The following is a 15,636-nucleotide window of genomic DNA, read 5'->3' as shown; positions in this document are numbered from 1 at the left end:
ATGAGCGCTTACTACGCGCCGCTGGCAGGCGGCATCTTGATCGGGCTGGCGACGGCGATACTGTTGCTGGTCAATGGCCGGATTGCCGGCATCAGCGGGATCGTGGGAGGCCTGCTGTCGCGCGCCTTCCCTGGCCAGTCCTCGGAAGGCGATGTGGCCTGGCGTTTCGCTTTCCTCGGCGGCCTGGTGGCCGCACCGCTAGTGTATGGCGCATTCGCCGCATTGCCATCCGTGCAGGTCAATGCGGGCACGTTCACGTTGGCCGCCGCCGGCTTGCTGGTCGGTGTGGGTACGCGATATGGCTCCGGCTGCACCAGCGGCCACGGCGTGTGCGGACTATCGCGGCTATCGCCCCGTTCGCTGGTCGCCACGTTGTGCTTCATGGCTGCCGGCTTTGCTACAGTTGCCGTCGTCAGGAGCCTCGCATGAACGCGCTGACTTCCCTGCTTGCCGGCCTGCTGTTCGGGATAGGCCTGATCGTTTCGGGCATGACCAACCCGGCCAGAATCATTGGCTTCCTCGACCTGTTCGGGAAATGGGACCCATCGCTGGCTTTCGTGATGGGCGGCGCCCTGCTGGTTGGCACACTCGCGTTTCGCTTCGCCAGCAAGCGCCAGCGCGCACTGCTTGGCAACCCGATGAACATTCCCACCAAACGCGACATCGACCGCCGCCTGGTGCTGGGCAATCTTACGTTCGGCATCGGCTGGGGCCTGGCCGGCTACTGTCCTGGTCCGGCAGTCGCATCGCTGGCGACAGGCGGCAGCAAGCCATGGATCTTTTTCATTGCGATGCTTGGCGGGATGGCGCTATTCGAAATTGTCGAAAGGCGAGCAGGAAAGCCAAGCTAATCGGCTTTGAGGCAGGTCAATTGACCGTCGGGCGGTCGGTGTCGAGGCGGCGCAGGTAGTCGCGTTCGAATTTGGGGAGGTCGATGTCGCGGGCCGCTTCGTTGAAAGCGCGTTGCTGCGCCTGGCCGGCAGAGTTGCGCTGGAAGCAGATGTGGACGGTGCGCTCGTGGAACAGGTTTTCCGCGAAGGTGACGCGCTCGCGTTCAGCGCGAGTGAAACGGTGACTGGCAAGCAGGTGGCGCAGCACGCGCTTCTCGATCACCATCGCCTCGAAGCGTTTGCCAAGCAGCTTGCGCAGATTGGTTTCGTCGTTGACACCTTCCTGCACATGCAACACGCCGCGCCGCACCAGGCCATCGATCCTCGCCGTTGGAATAGCCGGCCACGATGCCGATGCTCGCCTCGCGCAGCTCGCGGAGCGTGGATGCGTTGACCGGCGCGTCCTTGAGATATGCCAGCACATTCATGGTGGTGCCGACCGGCGTGGAAAAGTGGCACTGGGTTTCGCGCTGGGGAGTGCGCCAGACAGCCAGCAAGCCGGCATAGTGCGGATCGTTCATGCCAAGCTCCATGGTCCGCTTCCACGGGAAGTAATCGATGGAAGACACGCTGCCAAGACGCGCGAAGACCGCGGCTGTATAGGCACCGGACAGGCCGTTATCGGGCAGGGCTGAGGAGACAAACGGCGGCCACTCTTCCGACGCCAGGCGGACAGCGGGTGCGGCTACGGCCAGGCCTTGCCACGCAAGCAGCAGGCATAGCGCATTCCCGATCATCCGCACAGCATGCATGGTTCCCCACCAGATGTAAGAAGCGGTATGTTCCCATATAAGTTTATACGAAGCAACTTCCGCAAAGCCCGCGCAGATATTGGATAATAGCGCTTTATCGTTCCGCTTTTCGCCGTGACTGATCCGAAAACCCTGGCCGACCGCATTGAGGACGTGCTGCCGCAAACCCAATGCACGAAGTGCAGCTACAAGGGCTGCCGACCGTATGCGGAAGCGATTGCGTCCGGTGAAGCGAACATCAACCAATGCCCGCCTGGCGGCGCCGAAGGCATCCGCCGCTTATCCAGCGTGACCGGGCGCCCCGTCATTCCACTGAATCCCGTCAATGGCTTCGAGCGCCCGCGCGCGGTGGCCTTCATCGACGAATCGCTGTGCATTGGCTGCACGCTGTGCATCCAGGCCTGCCCGGTCGACGCCATCATGGGCGCGGCCAAGCAGATGCACACCATCATTCCGGAGCAATGCACCGGCTGCGACCTGTGCGTGCCGGCCTGCCCGGTCGACTGCATCGTGATGTACCCGGTGACCGAAACCACAGGATGGGATGCCTGGACCCAAGCGCAGGCCGACGAAGCGCGCGATCGCCACGACTTCCGCCTGGCGCGCCTGATCCGCGAGCGCGAAGAAAACGATGCGCGCCTTGCCGCCAAGGCCCATGCGAAAGCCGCTGCCGTGGAACGCCTGACGCCGGAAAATGAAGCCGAGCTGGCGGAAAAAGAACGCAAGCGCCAGATCATCGCCGCCGCCATGGAACGCGCCCGCCAGCGCGCCGAAGCCGACAAGAATAAATGAACAACGCCAAACGCCAACAGATCTTTGAACGCCTGCGCGAGGCGAATCCCAATCCCGAAACCGAACTGGAATACACCACCCCCTTCGAGTTGCTGATCGCCGTGCTGCTGTCGGCGCAAGCAACCGACGTAGGCGTGAACAAGGCCACGCGCAAGCTTTATCCAGTGGCAAACACGCCGCAGGCGATCCTGGACCTGGGCCTCGAAGAACTCACCGAATACATCCGCACCATTGGCCTGTACAAGACCAAGGCGAAGAACGTGATCGCAACCTGCCAGATCCTGGTGGACCAATATGGCGGCGAAGTACCGCAGACACGCGAAGAACTGGAGCAATTACCGGGCGTAGGCCGCAAGACGGCCAACGTAGTGCTGAATACCGCCTTCCGGCAAGTGGCGATGGCGGTCGACACGCATATCTTCCGCGTCTCCAACCGCACCGGCATTGCGCCGGGCAAGAACGTGGATATCGTCGAACAGAAGCTGATGAAGTTCGTGCCGAAAGAATTCCTGATGGACGCGCACCACTGGCTGATCCTGCACGGCCGCTACACCTGCGTAGCGCGCAAGCCCAAGTGCTGGAACTGCATCATCGCCGACCTGTGCGAGTTCAAAGGCAAGACCCCCGCCCCCACCGACGCCTGAGCCCGTGTCCCACCTTGGGGTCACACCCGAATCGGGACACGGCCTCTTCCATTTAATGGTCGAGCTCGTGTCTCATTTCGGGTGTGACCCCATGGTGGGACACGAGTTCTACAGTAGGACCATATTGTCGCGGTGGATCAGCTCGTGGCCTTCGACGTAACCGAGGATGGCTTCGATCTCGGCGGAGGGCTTGCGCTTGATGCGGCGGGTTTCGGCACTGGTGTAGTTGCTGATGCCGCGCGCGATGGCGTGGCCGTCCTCGCCGACACAGGTGATGACCGCGCCGCGGCCGAATTCACCGTGTACTTCAATCACGCCAATCGGCAGCAGGGATTTCCCCTCTTTCACCAGCTTTTGTACAGCGCCGGCGTCCAGCACAACCTGGCCTGCAGTGTGCAGGTGGTCTGCCATCCACTGCTTGCGCGCCGTCAGGTGACCGGTCTGTGCGGAGAGCTCGGTGCCGATATTCTCGCCGGCTGCCAGGCGGGTTAGCACATCTGCTTCGCGGCCGAAGGCGATCACGGTATGTGCGCCGGACTTGGCGGCCCGCTTGGCCGCCAGGATCTTGGTCAGCATGCCGCCGCGCCCCAGCGAGGAACCGGCGCCGCCTGCCATGGCTTCCAGCGCAGGGTCGCCGGCGCGGCCATGGGTAATCAGGTAGGCTGCAGGGTCCTTGCGCGGGTCGGCGCTGAACAGGCCGCGCTGGTCGGTCAGGATGATCAGCGCATCGGCTTCAATCAGGTTCGCCACCAGCGCACCCAGCGTGTCGTTGTCGCCGAACTTGATTTCGTCGGTGACGACGGTGTCGTTCTCGTTGATGATCGGGACCACGCCCAAGCGCAGCAAGGTGGTCAGCGTGGAGCGCGCGTTCAGGTAGCGTTCGCGGTCGGCCAGGTCGGCGTGCGTCAGCAGCACCTGGGCAGTGCCGATGCTGTGCTCGCGGAAGCTGGTTTCATAAATCTGCGCGAGGCCCATCTGGCCCACGGCGGCGCATGCCTGGAGTTCGTGTATGTCCGTCGGTCGCTTGTCGAAGCCCAGGCGCAGCATGCCTTCTGCTACGGCGCCGGAGCTGACCAGCACGACTTCCTTGCCCAGCGCACGCAGGGCGGAAATCTGTGAGGCCCAGCGGGCGATAGCGGCATGATCGAGCCCGCGGCCGTCATTGGTGACGAGCGAGGAGCCCACTTTGATGATGATGCGGGTGGAGTTCTGGATAAGCGAATTCATAGGACGGCAAAAGTCTGATCAAACAAAAGGTACGCGAAACTTCTGGTGATGCGCCGGGCGGGGTGATGCCGGCTTGCCGCAGACAATGCGCGCCCCTGCGGTTGGCAGGGGCGGCAAAGATAAGAGGTTGTCCCGATTTTAATCGAGAACTTTGAAACGTGGGTCGTCCGGGTCGATGGACGAGATGCCGCGGGCTTCTTCGGTCATCTGCACTTCTTCCGAGCGCTGCTCGGAGTAGCGCTGCTGCTCCAGGTGCAGGTAGATGGCGTTGACCAGTTCCTGCGTGCCTTCGTGCGACAGCGCGGAGATTTCGAACACAGGGCCCTTGAAACCGAATTTCTTGACGAAATCCTTGACCCGCTTGGCGCGCTCTTCCTCCGGAATCACGTCCAGCTTGTTCAGCACCAGCCAGCGCGGCTTGTCGCCCAGCGCTGGATCGTACTTTTGCAGTTCCTTGACCAGGGCCTTGGCTTCCTTCACCGGATCGACAGTCGCCTCGAACGGCGCCAGATCGACGATGTGCAGCAGCAGCCCGGTGCGCGACAGGTGGCGCAGGAACTGGTGGCCCAGGCCCGCACCTTCGGCGGCGCCTTCGATCAAGCCAGGAATGTCCGCGATCACGAACGATTTTTCGTGCGACACGCGCACCACGCCCAGGTTCGGGTGCAGGGTGGTGAACGGGTAATCGGCGATCTTCGGGCGAGCATTCGATACCGCGGTGATGAAGGTCGACTTGCCGGCATTCGGCATGCCCAGCAGGCCAACGTCGGCCAGCACTTTCAGCTCCAGGCGCAACTCGCGGCGTTCGCCTTCCTTTCCGTCGGTTTTCTGGCGCGGCGCGCGGTTGGTCGAAGTCTTGAAGTGGATGTTGCCCCAGCCGCCCTCGCCGCCCTTGGCCAGCATTTCCATCTGGCCGTGTTCGGTCATGTCGGCGATGATTTCTCCCGACACTTCGTCGATGATCAGGGTGCCGACCGGCATGCGCAGGAAGATGTCGTCTGCGCCCTTGCCGTAGCAGTCGGAGCCGCGGCCGGATTCGCCGTTGCCCGCACGGTGCATCTTGGAATAGCGATAGTCCACCAGCGTATTGACGTTACGGTCGGCTACCGCCCAGATGCTGCCGCCTTTGCCACCGTCGCCGCCATCAGGGCCGCCGAACGGACGGAATTTTTCACGGCAAAAAGAGGCGCAGCCATTGCCGCCGCTGCCGGCGATGACTTCGATGCGTGCTTCGTCAATAAACTTCATAGTGAACCACCTGTAAAAACTAAAAAAGGCCCTACCACTGGCAGAGCCTTTTGGAGAGAAGGCTTGCGCCTTACTGTACCTGTATTTGCTGTATTAAGCAGCAGCTACGACGGTAACGTACTTCTTGCTGTCTGGACCTTTGGTCACGAACTTCACAACGCCGTCCACCAGTGCGAACAGGGTGTGGTCCTTGCCGGTACCGACGTTTTCGCCAGCGGACACTGGGGTGCCGCGTTGACGGATGATGATGCCACCAGCGTTGATGGACTGGCCGCCGTACACTTTAACGCCCAGGCGTTTTGATTCAGAGTCGCGACCGTTGCGGGTAGTACCGCCGCCTTTTTTGTGTGCCATTTAGTTACTCCTTGATAGCTCGGTGAGTCTTGATGAACAGCGATTAGCCGTTGATCGAAACGATTTGGATTTCGGTGAAGTTTTGGCGATGGCCTTGACGCTTCTGGTAGTGCTTACGACGGCGCATCTTGAAGATACGGACCTTGTCGTGACGACCTTGTGCGACTACTTTCACCAGAACCGATGCACCTGCAACCAGAGGAGCACCAAACTTGATGCTGTCGCCCGCGCCAACGGCGAGAACCTGGTCGATAGTGATTTCGGAACCAATGTCAGCCGGCAACTGTTCTACTTTAATTTTTTCGCCAGCAGCAACTTTGTATTGTTTGCCGCCGGTTTTTATGACCGCGTACATGATTGGAAACCTCTTGAATTGTTAATAAGTCCCTCCTGCTCGACGCCCAAAAACAACAAGGCGAAAGCCGGGGAACCGCTGATTATACATAGAATCGGGAAACCGGTCAAAAGGTATTGTCGAAGGGCGGCTGTCGTGGTATGTCGGCAACGAGTAACGTATAATCGCGGCACTCTTACCAACCTTACCAGTAGGTTTGCCTTGTCGAACAACGCCCAGAACACCATCATGAGCACCATTGCCGCCGATATGGACGCGGTCAATTCGGTGATTCGCCAGCGCCTTCACTCGGAAGTGGCGCTGGTTAACCAGATCGCTGAATATATCATCAGCGCGGGCGGCAAGCGAATCCGACCAGTCCTGGTCCTGCTGGTAGCGAATGCCTATCACTATAAAGGCGCCGGCCATCGCGAATTGGCCGCCGTGGTGGAGTTCATCCACACTGCGACCCTGCTGCACGACGACGTGGTTGACGAATCGTCAATGCGCCGCGGCCGCCAGACCGCCAACGCGCTGTTCGGCAATGCCGCTTCGGTGCTGGTGGGCGACTTCCTGTACTCGCGCGCCTTCCAGATGATGGTGTCGCTCGATTCCATGCGCGTGATGCAGATCCTGTCCGATGCGACCAATGTGATCGCCGAGGGCGAGGTGCTGCAACTGCTGAACATGCACGACCCGGACGTGACCGAAGAAAGCTACCTGCAGGTGATCCGCTCCAAGACCGCCAAGCTGTTCGAGGCCGCGGCGGAACTGGGTGCTCTGGTGGCAGGCGCCTGCGACGCGGACATCGCCGCTGCCGGCGAATATGGCCGCTCGCTGGGCACCGCCTTCCAGCTGATCGACGACGTGCTGGATTACGCAGGCGATGCAACCGAAATCGGCAAGAACGTGGGCGACGACCTGCGTGAAGGCAAGCCTACCCTGCCGCTGATCTGGCTGATGGAAAACGGCACCGAGGAGCAGCGCGCCCTGGTCCGCTCCTGCATCGAGAACGGCGACGAGCAGCACTTCGATACCATCCTGGCCGCCATCACCAATAGCGGCGCGCTGGATTACACCCGCCGCGCGGCCGAAGTGGCCGCACAGCGCGCCATCGATGCGATTGCCGGCATGCCGGACGGGGTCTACAAACAATCCCTGCTGCAGCTGGCCCGCTTCTCGGTGGATCGCAGCCACTAATGTACAAGGCGCCAAGACCGGCGCCTTTTTTCTTACTGAGCCTTGAACGCGGCCAGGCGCCGCTTGGCGAAATAAGCCTTCCACGCATGCGGCGCGACCGAAGGATAGCGCAACTTCCCAAGCGCCAGCCATGCATCGCGGTAGGCCAGCCAGTTACGCTGCCTTTCGGGTGCGATCTTCATCTGGCTCAATTCGCGCTCGGCTGCGGCGGCATCTGCCACCGTGAAGTTGGGCAGCTTGCCCGCCTCGAAGTCCAGCAAAGAGTTGAGAATTTCCTCAGTTTGCGCCGGGTCGGTCGCATGGCGCCGCACCTGCTGCAAGGCGGACTTTCCGGCATCGCTCCAACGCGCTGAAATGGTGTCAATACGCGCGTTGCTGTCCTGGTCGGCCAAGTCCAACTGGATCGCGGCACAGCGCGACAGCAGATGGCTGTTTGCCGCGTCATCACACATGTCGATCTTCGGCGACGGGCCTTCCTTGCCGGTCTGCATGCGCGCCAACCGGGCCAGGCGCGCTTCGATCTCGGTAGTTTCGGAGCGGCAGGCGGCCATCTTCGCCACCGCATAATTACGCGGCACGCCCAAGCCGTTCGCGTACAGCATCATCAGGACATCCTGGCTGTCCCTCGCAAAAGCGCAGTGGCGCGCCTTCACATAGTCGAAATGCACGCCGATCCCGTAATACAGCTTGTCCGCGTTGCAGTCCTTCAGGGCCGCAGCCTGCTCCTCTGTCGGGCGGTGCGAAAATGGGTAGGTGGCCAGCTTGTGGATCTCACATTCCGTGCTGTCGGCATGCGCATTGGTGGCTAGCGCAAGCAAAGCGGTAACGAAGGCTCTGCGCACTTAGAGGATCTCTTTGACCGTTTCCGGCGGACGGCACAGGCGCACGCCCTTGTCGGTCACCACGAAAGGACGGTTGATCAGTTCTGGATGCGCCATCATGGCGTCAACCAGCTTATCTTCCGACAGCGATACGTCGGCCAGGCCGAGCTGGTCGTACAGGTCACCCTTGTCGCGCATGGCGCCACGCGCCGTCAGCCCGGCACGCGCAATCAGGTCGACCAGCACTGCCCGCGATGGCGGGGCCTTCAGGTATTCAACAATTTCCGGTTCGATGCCCGCCTCGCGGATCAGGGCCAGCGCGCCGCGTGAATTGCTGCACGCGTTGTTGTGATAGATGGTGATTCCCATGATGCAAATGAAGTTAATTCAAAGCCGCACTATATCACCGGCAAGGGAGTTGATAAATCCACAAAATTATGTGTAGAATTAACTTATACCAGTCGGGGTGTAGCTTAGCCCGGTAGAGCGCTACGTTCGGGACGTAGAGGCCGGAGGTTCGAATCCTCTCACCCCGACCACCCCCTCCCCACCATCACCTCGCCTGCCGTCATTCCTTCGCGCTGAGCACCTTTGCTCAGTCATTCGATTTTTGAATGATGATTATCGAAACATTGAATTTGAATTATATGCTGCACCGCCACATAATGTTTCCAGGAATTACATTTTATGGAGAACACTATGGAACTCAGCAAGCATATGGAATTCATCTTCCTGGGCGCTTTGGTACTGATCGGCGTGTCCGCCGCAGCTACCGCCGCCGTGCCAAAATTGCTGGCACCGGCCGCTCAAATCACCAGCGTTAAAACTAGCGCCACTCCAATCGTCGAGGTGAAGGCGAAGCGCCTGACCGCCGAAGAAAAGGCAGCCCTGGCCGAATAATCCGGACAAAGCGGTCCGCCAGCCGGTTGCGGCGCATGCTGAAGTGGAAACCAGCGCCCCCTCTCCTTACATCCCTGTTATTTTTTGCCGTCGTCAGTGCTTTGCTTATCAGGGCGACGCAGCAGCAGTGAAGGATTGGCCTTGACCTTCTCGGTCAAGGCACCGACGTCCGTCACGACCTTCTTGGCTTGGTTTTCGATCGCCATGAATTTTTCAACGGCCTTGGGCAGTTCGTCGAGCATGGCTTTGAGCCCCGATTTTTGGAACGGAATCTCGGGAATCTTGTCGGGCGGCGTCGCTGCAAGCAAGGGCCTGGCGGTTTTGCCTCCACCACTCAACTCGATATAGATAACACCGGTAATGCCCTTGAGGGCAAGGCTGGCCCGGGTGTCGGTCTTGACCGGTGTATTTTTGCGCAAGCGCACGTCGACTTGCACCAGGCTTGGGTCGTCCGGATCATTGATGATCGACTTGACCGTGCCGGCATCAACGCCGCGGAACTTCACCGGGTCGCCTACGGTCAGGCCGCCGACCGATTCCGGGAAATGTATGCGGTACAGCACATCATCGCGCTGCCCCGGGCTGCCTAGCCAGACGGCAAACAAGGCGGCGGCAACGGCAAAGGCGATGATGAACAGCCCTTCCATAAAATAGCGCCTGTCAGTTTCCATGGCTCACCTCCCTGGCTGACATCGCGCCCTCGGCGCGCGGCCCGTGGAAGAAGTCGTGTATCCACGGGTGTTTGGATTTTCGCAATTGGCTGGCGGTATCGATTGTCAGCTTCCGGTCAACCAGCAAGGCGATGCGGTCGCAGATGGTCACCAGGGTCGTGAGATCGTGGGTGACGATGACGGCCGTGATCCCCAGGCTGCGATTGAGCTGCTGGATCAGGGCGTCAATGCCTGCCGCGGCAATCGGGTCAAGGTCGGAGCTCGGTTCATCGAGGAAAAGAATCTGCGGATCGAGCGCCAGGGCACGGGCAAATGCGGCGCGCTTGACCATGCCGCCAGACAGCGCCGATGGAAACTTGAGGCCACTGTCCGCGTCCAAGCCGGTCAGCGCCAGCTTCATCGCGGCGATTTGCTCGCGGTCGTCGGCCTGCAAGCTCGTATGTTCGCGCATTGGCAGCATAATGTTGTCGGCCACGGAAAGAGAGGAAAACAGCGCGCCTTGCTGGAACAGTACGCCGAACGCAAAGGCGCGTTCATGGGTTGAAATGGTGCTGATCGCCACGCCATCGAGCAAGACATCGCCGCCGTCCGGCTGATGCAAGCCAATCAGGGTCTTCAGCAGCACTGACTTGCCTGAACCGGAGCCGCCGGCTATGCCGATGATCTCTCCACGCTTGACATCAAGGTCGAGTTTGTCATGTATGAGCTGTTTGCCGAAGCGGTTGACGATGCCCCGGGCAGACAGGATGGTGGTCGCGGCAGGTTTCATACGCCAAGCTTTTCAAACAGGATCGAGAAGAGTGCGTCAAGCACGAGCACCAGGAAAATCGACTTGACGACGGAGCGGGTGGTTTCGCGCCCGACGCTCTCGGCCGTGCCGCTCACCCGAAGCCCGTGCATGCACGCGATGACTGCGATGCAGAAGGCGAAGATCGGAGCCTTGAACAGGCCGACCATCAGGTCGCTGAGGCTGACAACTTGCGGCAAGCGCGTCAAGTATTGTGCCGGCGACACATGCAGAAGCACTTGCGCGATGGCCGCCCCGCCCATCAAACCCATGATGTCAGCGAAGAATGCAAGCACGGGCAAGGTCAGGACCAGTGCGATCACGCGTGGCAGCACCAGCATCTGCATCGGCTCCAGCCCCATCACAGTGAGCGCGTCCACTTCGTCACGCGTTTTCATGACGCCAATTTCAGCCGTGTAGGCCGAGCCGGAACGGCCCGCCACCATGATGGAAGTGATTAATACGCCCATTTCACGCAACACGGAGACGGCGACCAGGTTGATGGTGAGGTCTTCCCCGCCATATTGGCGCAATTGCGCGACACCCTGGTAGCCGATGACGATCGCGATCATGACCGCCATCAAGCCGATGATGGGCAAGGCCTGGATGCCAGTCTCCCTGACATGGCGCGAGATCGACGCCGGACGGAGCAAAGTCGGGTGTAACGCGGCGTGGCAAGTCCAGCTTGCGACACGTCCGATAAAAGTGACGAGGGAATATGCTTCGCGCCCCGCATCGTGTGCGCTCTTCCCCAGCGCCGTCACCAGCTGGCGCCAGCGCGGAACGGAAGCCACCGCTGGCAGCGGTTTCAGTTCGAGCGAGGCGACCAGGTCGAACAGGATTTGATGTTCCGGGCGCATGCCAGTCAGGGCCACGCCCATGTTGCGAAGGGCTGCCAGGAACAGGGCGCCAGGCGTATCGAGGCGCGTGATTCCGGCCACGTCAAGCGTGCACGAGGCTCCGGGCTGCGACCAGCTCTTCAGCGAGTCCCTGGCCGTCGCGAGGGTGCCGATGACCAGAGAGCCCGACAGCGCGTGGTGCTCGCCTTCGCCGCTGATAACGATAGCCGGTGGCGAGCGGGGCGAATTGGCTCGCGCCGGATTGGCAGGAACCCTGGGCATGGTGTCAGCCTAGCGTGGTGGATAAGCTGGTCGCCGCGCATGCGTGAACAGCTTGGTGTTGCTTTGCGTCAGTCTAGGCGCGACGGTTTCGCTTGATCTGTGCGGCACCACACATAGGGGCCAACGCCCAGGCGGTATGGCGCCGCGGCCGAGGCCTGCAAGCGGCCTGCCGCTGGCTGGGGCGGACCCTGTGCATCAACGACTCACGGTCGCATGATGTCGACCACCCCGCCGGCCAGGTCGGGCGCCAGGATGACAGCGGCATTTTGCTCACGGTCCACGGAAGTGGCCAATGCGTCGCCAGAGGCATGCGCTTGCGGTGCGGCCCCGGCATTCCATCCATGGACATAAAGCACCATGCCATTCCACCACGGCTTCCAGCTCCCCTCGCGCTGCTCGAACAGCAGCTTCAGGCCCGATGGCGTTTGCTCGCAGCGAATGCGCTGGCGCAGGAAGCTGCCGCGCTGGTAGGCCAAGCTGACGCCATCGTCGGCGTAGATGTCGCCCTGGCAGCCGACACCCGGATAGACATGAAGTTCCAACCGGCCCTCAGGGATGAAGGCCGTGCTTTGCACCAGGGGCTGGCGGGGGATGATCGCACCCGGGCGCACGTAGACCGGCAACTGGGCGATATCCGGTTTGACGACAAGCCCTTTGCCGTCCAGGCGCCGGCCGGTCCAGTAGTCGTACCAGCCCTTGCCGGGCAGCTCCACTGTGTAGTCGCCCGGCGATTCAAGCATCGGCGACGGCGCCAGCAGCAGGTCGCCGCCTATCATGAACTGGTCCTCCGAACCGCCAAGCCGGTCGCCATGCGCCAGTACCGAAGGGAAGTTGAGGAAGACTGGCCGCAGCAGAGGAATGCCGGTGCGGCTGTTTTCCTCCGCTGCGGCATACAGGTAGGGCATCAGGCGGTAGCGCTCCGAGATGAAACGACGGCGGATCTCGACCTGCACCGCGTCGCCAACCCAGGGTTCCTGGTCGGCCCGCCCGGTTTCCGCATGGGCGCGGAACAGCGGCATGAAGGCGCCAAGCTGGAACCAGCGCGTCAGCAATTCAGGTGACGGGCGTTCGCCTGCGTAGCCGCCGACGTCGTTGCCGGCGTAGGAGAAACCGCTCAGCCCAAGATTGACAAGCTGCTGCATGCCCATCTTGAGGTGCTGCCAGCTCGAGACGTTGTCGCCGGTCCACGTTGCCGCATACCGCTGGCCGCCGGCGTAGGTGGCGCGGGTCAGCACGAAGGGGCGCACGTCGGGCTGCAGCCGCAGCAGGCCTTCGTAGGTCGCGCGCGAATTGAGCTGCCCATAGACGTTGTGCATTTCCGCGTGAGACGTGCTGCGCGGCGCGAAGTCATCGCTTTCAATCCGGTGCACGACCTCGAGCGGCATGGTCTTGCCCGGCGCATTGAAGACGGACGGCTCATTCATGTCGTTCCAGAAGCCCGCCACGCCGTCGTCCACGAACCCGGCATACAGCTCGCCCCACCAGCGGCGTGCCTGGGCGCGGCTGAAGTCGGGGAACACGGCCGCGCCGGGCCAGACATCGCCGGAGTAATACAGGCCGCCCGGCAGTTTCAGGAAAAGATCTTGCGCTGCGCCGCTGTCGTAAGCGGCGTAGCCCTGGCCGGGAGCATTGGCGATATGCGGGTCGGTAATCAGCACCAGGCGGATGCCCTGTGCGCGAAGATCTCGGGCGAGCCGCCGCACATCGGGGAAGGCCTGGCGGTTGACGGTGAAGGGGCGCGAGCGATCCTGGTAGTCGATATCCATGTAGATCACATCGGAAGGCAGCCTTTCACTGCGTAAGCGCCGCGCAATCGCGCGCACCTCGGCGTCTGTCTTGTAGCTCCACTTGGACTGCTGGAAGCCCAACGCCCATTGCGGCATCAACGGCGCCGGGCCGGTCAGCCGGGCATATTGCTGCAGCACGTCCTTCGGCGTAGGGCCGGCCATGACGTAGTAATCGACCGGCCCACCCTCGCCGCTGATCGACAGCACGCCCCGTTCGGTCTTGCCGAAATCGAAGGTGGTGCGCCAGGTGTTGTCGAGGAACAGGCCATGGGCTTGCCCACGGTCGCTCACAGCCAGGAAGAAGGGAACGGTCTTGTAAAGGGGATCTGTCGCCTGCGTGAACTTGTAGGTGTCCGTGTTCCACATGGTGTAGGCGCCGCCCTTGCGGTCAAAGGTGCCGGTCTTATCGCCCAGGCCAAAGACATGATCGTCGCCGCCCATGCGCCCGCGCATGCGGAAGCCGCCTTCAGGCGACAGCGCGGCCCGTCCGGCAAGGTCGGCCAGCAGCAGCCGGCCTCCGCCATCGAGCACGTCCGTCCGCAAGGTACGCAAATCGATGCGTGCAGCGATGTTCGCCGCACGCAGCAGCACCTGTTCGCCGCGGCGCGTGACATGCAGCGGCAGGCGCGCGCTGCGCCTCGCGGACGGCACCGCCCACGAGGCATCTTCCGGCAATTTCCCGCGGCCCATGCGGATGCGCACGATGCCGCTGACCGGCGCGGATACTTCAAGCACCACGCCGCCGCGCGAGAGCACCATGCGCTCCACGCTCTCTGCGTGCAGCCCGCTTGCTGCACACAGCGCGAGGACCGCCACCACACTATGGGGCCGCATACATGGACGAATACTTCGCGCCAAAGTACAGGATGAAGGCATAGCAAGCTGCAGGCAGCATGAACGATGCCTGCACGCCGATGGCATCGGCCAGCGCGCCCTGCGCAAACGGCACCAGCGCGCCGCCGACAATGGCCATGCACAAGATGCCCGAGCCCTGGCCTGTGTACTTGCCCAGGCCATGCAGCGCCATGCTGAAGATGGTCGGGAACATGATCGAGTTGCACAGGCCCACTGACAGGATAGCCCACATTGCCACGCTGCCCTTGCCGAAGGTAGCCGCCAGCACCAGGCCGATTGCCACCAGCGAGTTGACGGCCAGCGTCTTGCCCGGGCTGGCAACGCGCATCACCACGAAGCCGATGAAACGGCCCACCATGGCGCCGCCCCAGTAGATGCTGACGTAATGCGCCGCTTCGGCGTGGGCCAGGCCGGCAATGTGCGACTCGCCCAGGAAGTTGATGAGGAAACTGCCGATGCTGACTTCCGCGCCAACGTACAGGAAAATGCCGATGGCGCCCAGCACGAGGTGGCGGTGAGCCCAGGCCGAACCATGTCCCTCGCCCGCCAGAGAAACGTCTTCAGCATCGGCGATCTGCGGCAGTCTGGCGACGAAGAACAACACAGCCAGCAAGGCGAGCGCACCGGCCAGGGCCAGGTAGGGGCCACGCACGGTGGCTGCATCGGCGGCGGCACCCGCGGCCACCCCGGCCGCCGACAGGATCAGCATGCCGCCCACGGAAGGACCGATGGTGGTGCCGAGGGAATTGAAGGCCTGGGTCAGGTTCAGGCGGCTGGAGGCCGTGCGCGGCGGACCGAGCACAGTGACATAGGGGTTGGCGGCAACCTGCAGCACGGTGATGCCCGAAGCCAGCACGAAGAACGCCAGCAGGAACAAGCCGTAGCCGCCGAACGAAGCCGGATAGAACAGCACGCAGCCGCCGGCGGCAATCAGCAGGCCAGCCACCGCCCCCTTCTGATAGCCGATGCGGCGAATCAGGGCGCCCGCCGGCAGCGATACGATGAAGTAGGCGCCGAAGAAGCAAAGCTGCACCAGCATCGCCTGGAAGTAGGACAGCGTGTAGATGGCCTTCAAGTGCGGGATCAGCACGTCGTTCAGCGAGGTAATCAAACCCCACATGAAGAATAGCAGCGTGACGATGACCAGCGCGCTGCTGTTCGTTCCGTTCTGTGTGCTGCCTTCCGCTTGCGGCGGCGCGGCGGGCGTGGTGTTGGGTACGGTGGATGCCATGATTGTCTCCTCAGTTTTTCTA

The 15,636-nt window shown here is 62.0% G+C and carries 18 protein-coding genes and 1 tRNA gene; 7 read left to right on the top strand and 12 right to left on the bottom strand.

Annotated features, from left to right (window positions below; translation table 11 throughout):
• Together ACN9MZ_RS07980 and ACN9MZ_RS07975 are read left to right on the top strand one after the other, a co-directional pair.
• Window positions 1-429: a YeeE/YedE family protein gene (locus ACN9MZ_RS07980; RefSeq protein ID WP_426341663.1), complete on the top strand. Its 429-nt coding sequence runs from the start codon at window positions 1-3 to the stop codon at window positions 427-429.
• Window positions 426-851 (top strand): YeeE/YedE family protein, encoded by a 426-nt coding sequence (locus ACN9MZ_RS07975; protein ID WP_426341662.1) that lies wholly within the window; start codon window positions 426-428, stop codon window positions 849-851. Before ACN9MZ_RS07980 ends, ACN9MZ_RS07975 begins: the two co-directional genes overlap by 4 nt.
• A 16-nt stretch (window positions 852-867) precedes the next feature.
• Here ACN9MZ_RS07975 and ACN9MZ_RS07970 read toward each other — a convergent pair whose 3' ends face one another.
• Entirely contained in the window at window positions 868-1,200 is a 333-nt protein-coding gene (locus tag ACN9MZ_RS07970; RefSeq protein WP_426341661.1) for a hypothetical protein, read from the bottom strand.
• Between the two features lie 556 nt (window positions 1,201-1,756).
• Between ACN9MZ_RS07970 and rsxB the strand changes: the two genes are divergently transcribed.
• Together rsxB and nth are read left to right on the top strand one after the other, a co-directional pair.
• Window positions 1,757-2,434, top strand: a complete 678-nt coding sequence (rsxB, locus tag ACN9MZ_RS07965) for an electron transport complex subunit RsxB (protein WP_426341660.1) — start codon at window positions 1,757-1,759, stop codon at window positions 2,432-2,434.
• Entirely contained in the window at window positions 2,431-3,078 is a 648-nt protein-coding gene (gene nth / locus ACN9MZ_RS07960) for an endonuclease III (RefSeq protein ID WP_426341659.1), read from the top strand. Before rsxB ends, nth begins: the two co-directional genes overlap by 4 nt.
• A 108-nt stretch (window positions 3,079-3,186) precedes the next feature.
• On the opposite strand, the gene proB is transcribed toward nth, so the two are convergent.
• The 4 genes from proB to rplU form a co-directional block, all read right to left on the bottom strand.
• The gene (proB, locus tag ACN9MZ_RS07955; protein WP_426341658.1) at window positions 3,187-4,305 is read right to left on the bottom strand and encodes a glutamate 5-kinase; all 1,119 of its coding nucleotides are present in this window, start codon (window positions 4,303-4,305) and stop codon (window positions 3,187-3,189) included.
• A 138-nt stretch (window positions 4,306-4,443) separates the two neighbouring features.
• Complete coding sequence (gene obgE / locus ACN9MZ_RS07950) at window positions 4,444-5,553, bottom strand: GTPase ObgE (RefSeq protein WP_426341657.1); 1,110 nt, start codon at window positions 5,551-5,553, stop codon at window positions 4,444-4,446.
• Window positions 5,554-5,646: 93 nt separating this feature from the next.
• Complete coding sequence (gene rpmA, locus ACN9MZ_RS07945; protein WP_155456463.1) at window positions 5,647-5,907, bottom strand: 50S ribosomal protein L27; 261 nt, start codon at window positions 5,905-5,907, stop codon at window positions 5,647-5,649.
• A gap of 43 nt (window positions 5,908-5,950) precedes the next feature.
• The gene (rplU, locus tag ACN9MZ_RS07940) at window positions 5,951-6,262 is read right to left on the bottom strand and encodes a 50S ribosomal protein L21 (RefSeq protein WP_055933037.1); all 312 of its coding nucleotides are present in this window, start codon (window positions 6,260-6,262) and stop codon (window positions 5,951-5,953) included.
• 228 nt (window positions 6,263-6,490) lie between these two features.
• On the opposite strand from rplU, the gene ispB reads away from it, so the two are divergent.
• Entirely contained in the window at window positions 6,491-7,441 is a 951-nt protein-coding gene (ispB, locus tag ACN9MZ_RS07935; RefSeq protein ID WP_426342876.1) for an octaprenyl diphosphate synthase, read from the top strand.
• A gap of 32 nt (window positions 7,442-7,473) precedes the next feature.
• Here ispB and ACN9MZ_RS07930 read toward each other — a convergent pair whose 3' ends face one another.
• Window positions 7,474-8,283: a hypothetical protein gene (locus ACN9MZ_RS07930; RefSeq protein WP_426341656.1), complete on the bottom strand. Its 810-nt coding sequence runs from the start codon at window positions 8,281-8,283 to the stop codon at window positions 7,474-7,476.
• A complete protein-coding gene (gene arsC, locus ACN9MZ_RS07925; RefSeq protein WP_426341655.1) occupies window positions 8,284-8,631 on the bottom strand; it encodes an arsenate reductase (glutaredoxin) in 348 nt (115 codons plus the stop codon).
• 93 nt (window positions 8,632-8,724) lie between these two features.
• Here arsC and ACN9MZ_RS07920 point away from each other — a divergent pair.
• Together ACN9MZ_RS07920 and ACN9MZ_RS07915 are read left to right on the top strand one after the other, a co-directional pair.
• Window positions 8,725-8,801, top strand: a tRNA-Pro gene (locus ACN9MZ_RS07920).
• A 160-nt stretch (window positions 8,802-8,961) separates the two neighbouring features.
• Entirely contained in the window at window positions 8,962-9,162 is a 201-nt protein-coding gene (locus ACN9MZ_RS07915) for a hypothetical protein (RefSeq protein ID WP_426341654.1), read from the top strand.
• 77 nt (window positions 9,163-9,239) lie between these two features.
• On the opposite strand, the gene ACN9MZ_RS07910 is transcribed toward ACN9MZ_RS07915, so the two are convergent.
• From ACN9MZ_RS07910 to ACN9MZ_RS07890, 5 genes are all read right to left on the bottom strand, one after another.
• Entirely contained in the window at window positions 9,240-9,833 is a 594-nt protein-coding gene (locus ACN9MZ_RS07910) for an MlaD family protein (protein WP_426341653.1), read from the bottom strand.
• On the bottom strand, window positions 9,823-10,602 hold the full coding sequence (locus ACN9MZ_RS07905) for an ABC transporter ATP-binding protein (RefSeq protein ID WP_426341652.1): 780 nt from the start codon (window positions 10,600-10,602) through the stop codon (window positions 9,823-9,825). The genes ACN9MZ_RS07910 and ACN9MZ_RS07905 overlap by 11 nt, the downstream gene beginning before the upstream one ends.
• On the bottom strand, window positions 10,599-11,741 hold the full coding sequence (locus tag ACN9MZ_RS07900) for an MlaE family lipid ABC transporter permease subunit (protein WP_426341651.1): 1,143 nt from the start codon (window positions 11,739-11,741) through the stop codon (window positions 10,599-10,601). Before ACN9MZ_RS07900 ends, ACN9MZ_RS07905 begins: the two co-directional genes overlap by 4 nt.
• Window positions 11,742-11,944: 203 nt before the next feature.
• A complete protein-coding gene (locus ACN9MZ_RS07895) occupies window positions 11,945-14,362 on the bottom strand; it encodes a TIM-barrel domain-containing protein (RefSeq protein WP_426341650.1) in 2,418 nt (805 codons plus the stop codon).
• Entirely contained in the window at window positions 14,349-15,614 is a 1,266-nt protein-coding gene (locus ACN9MZ_RS07890) for a sugar MFS transporter (protein WP_426341649.1), read from the bottom strand. Before ACN9MZ_RS07890 ends, ACN9MZ_RS07895 begins: the two co-directional genes overlap by 14 nt.
• Window positions 15,615-15,636 lie beyond the last annotated feature (22 nt).

It is taken from the genome of Pseudoduganella sp. S-14 (assembly GCF_049913285.1).
GTDB lineage: Bacteria > Pseudomonadota > Gammaproteobacteria > Burkholderiales > Burkholderiaceae_D > Rugamonas.
This window is presented reverse-complemented; position numbering and strand designations above follow the sequence as displayed.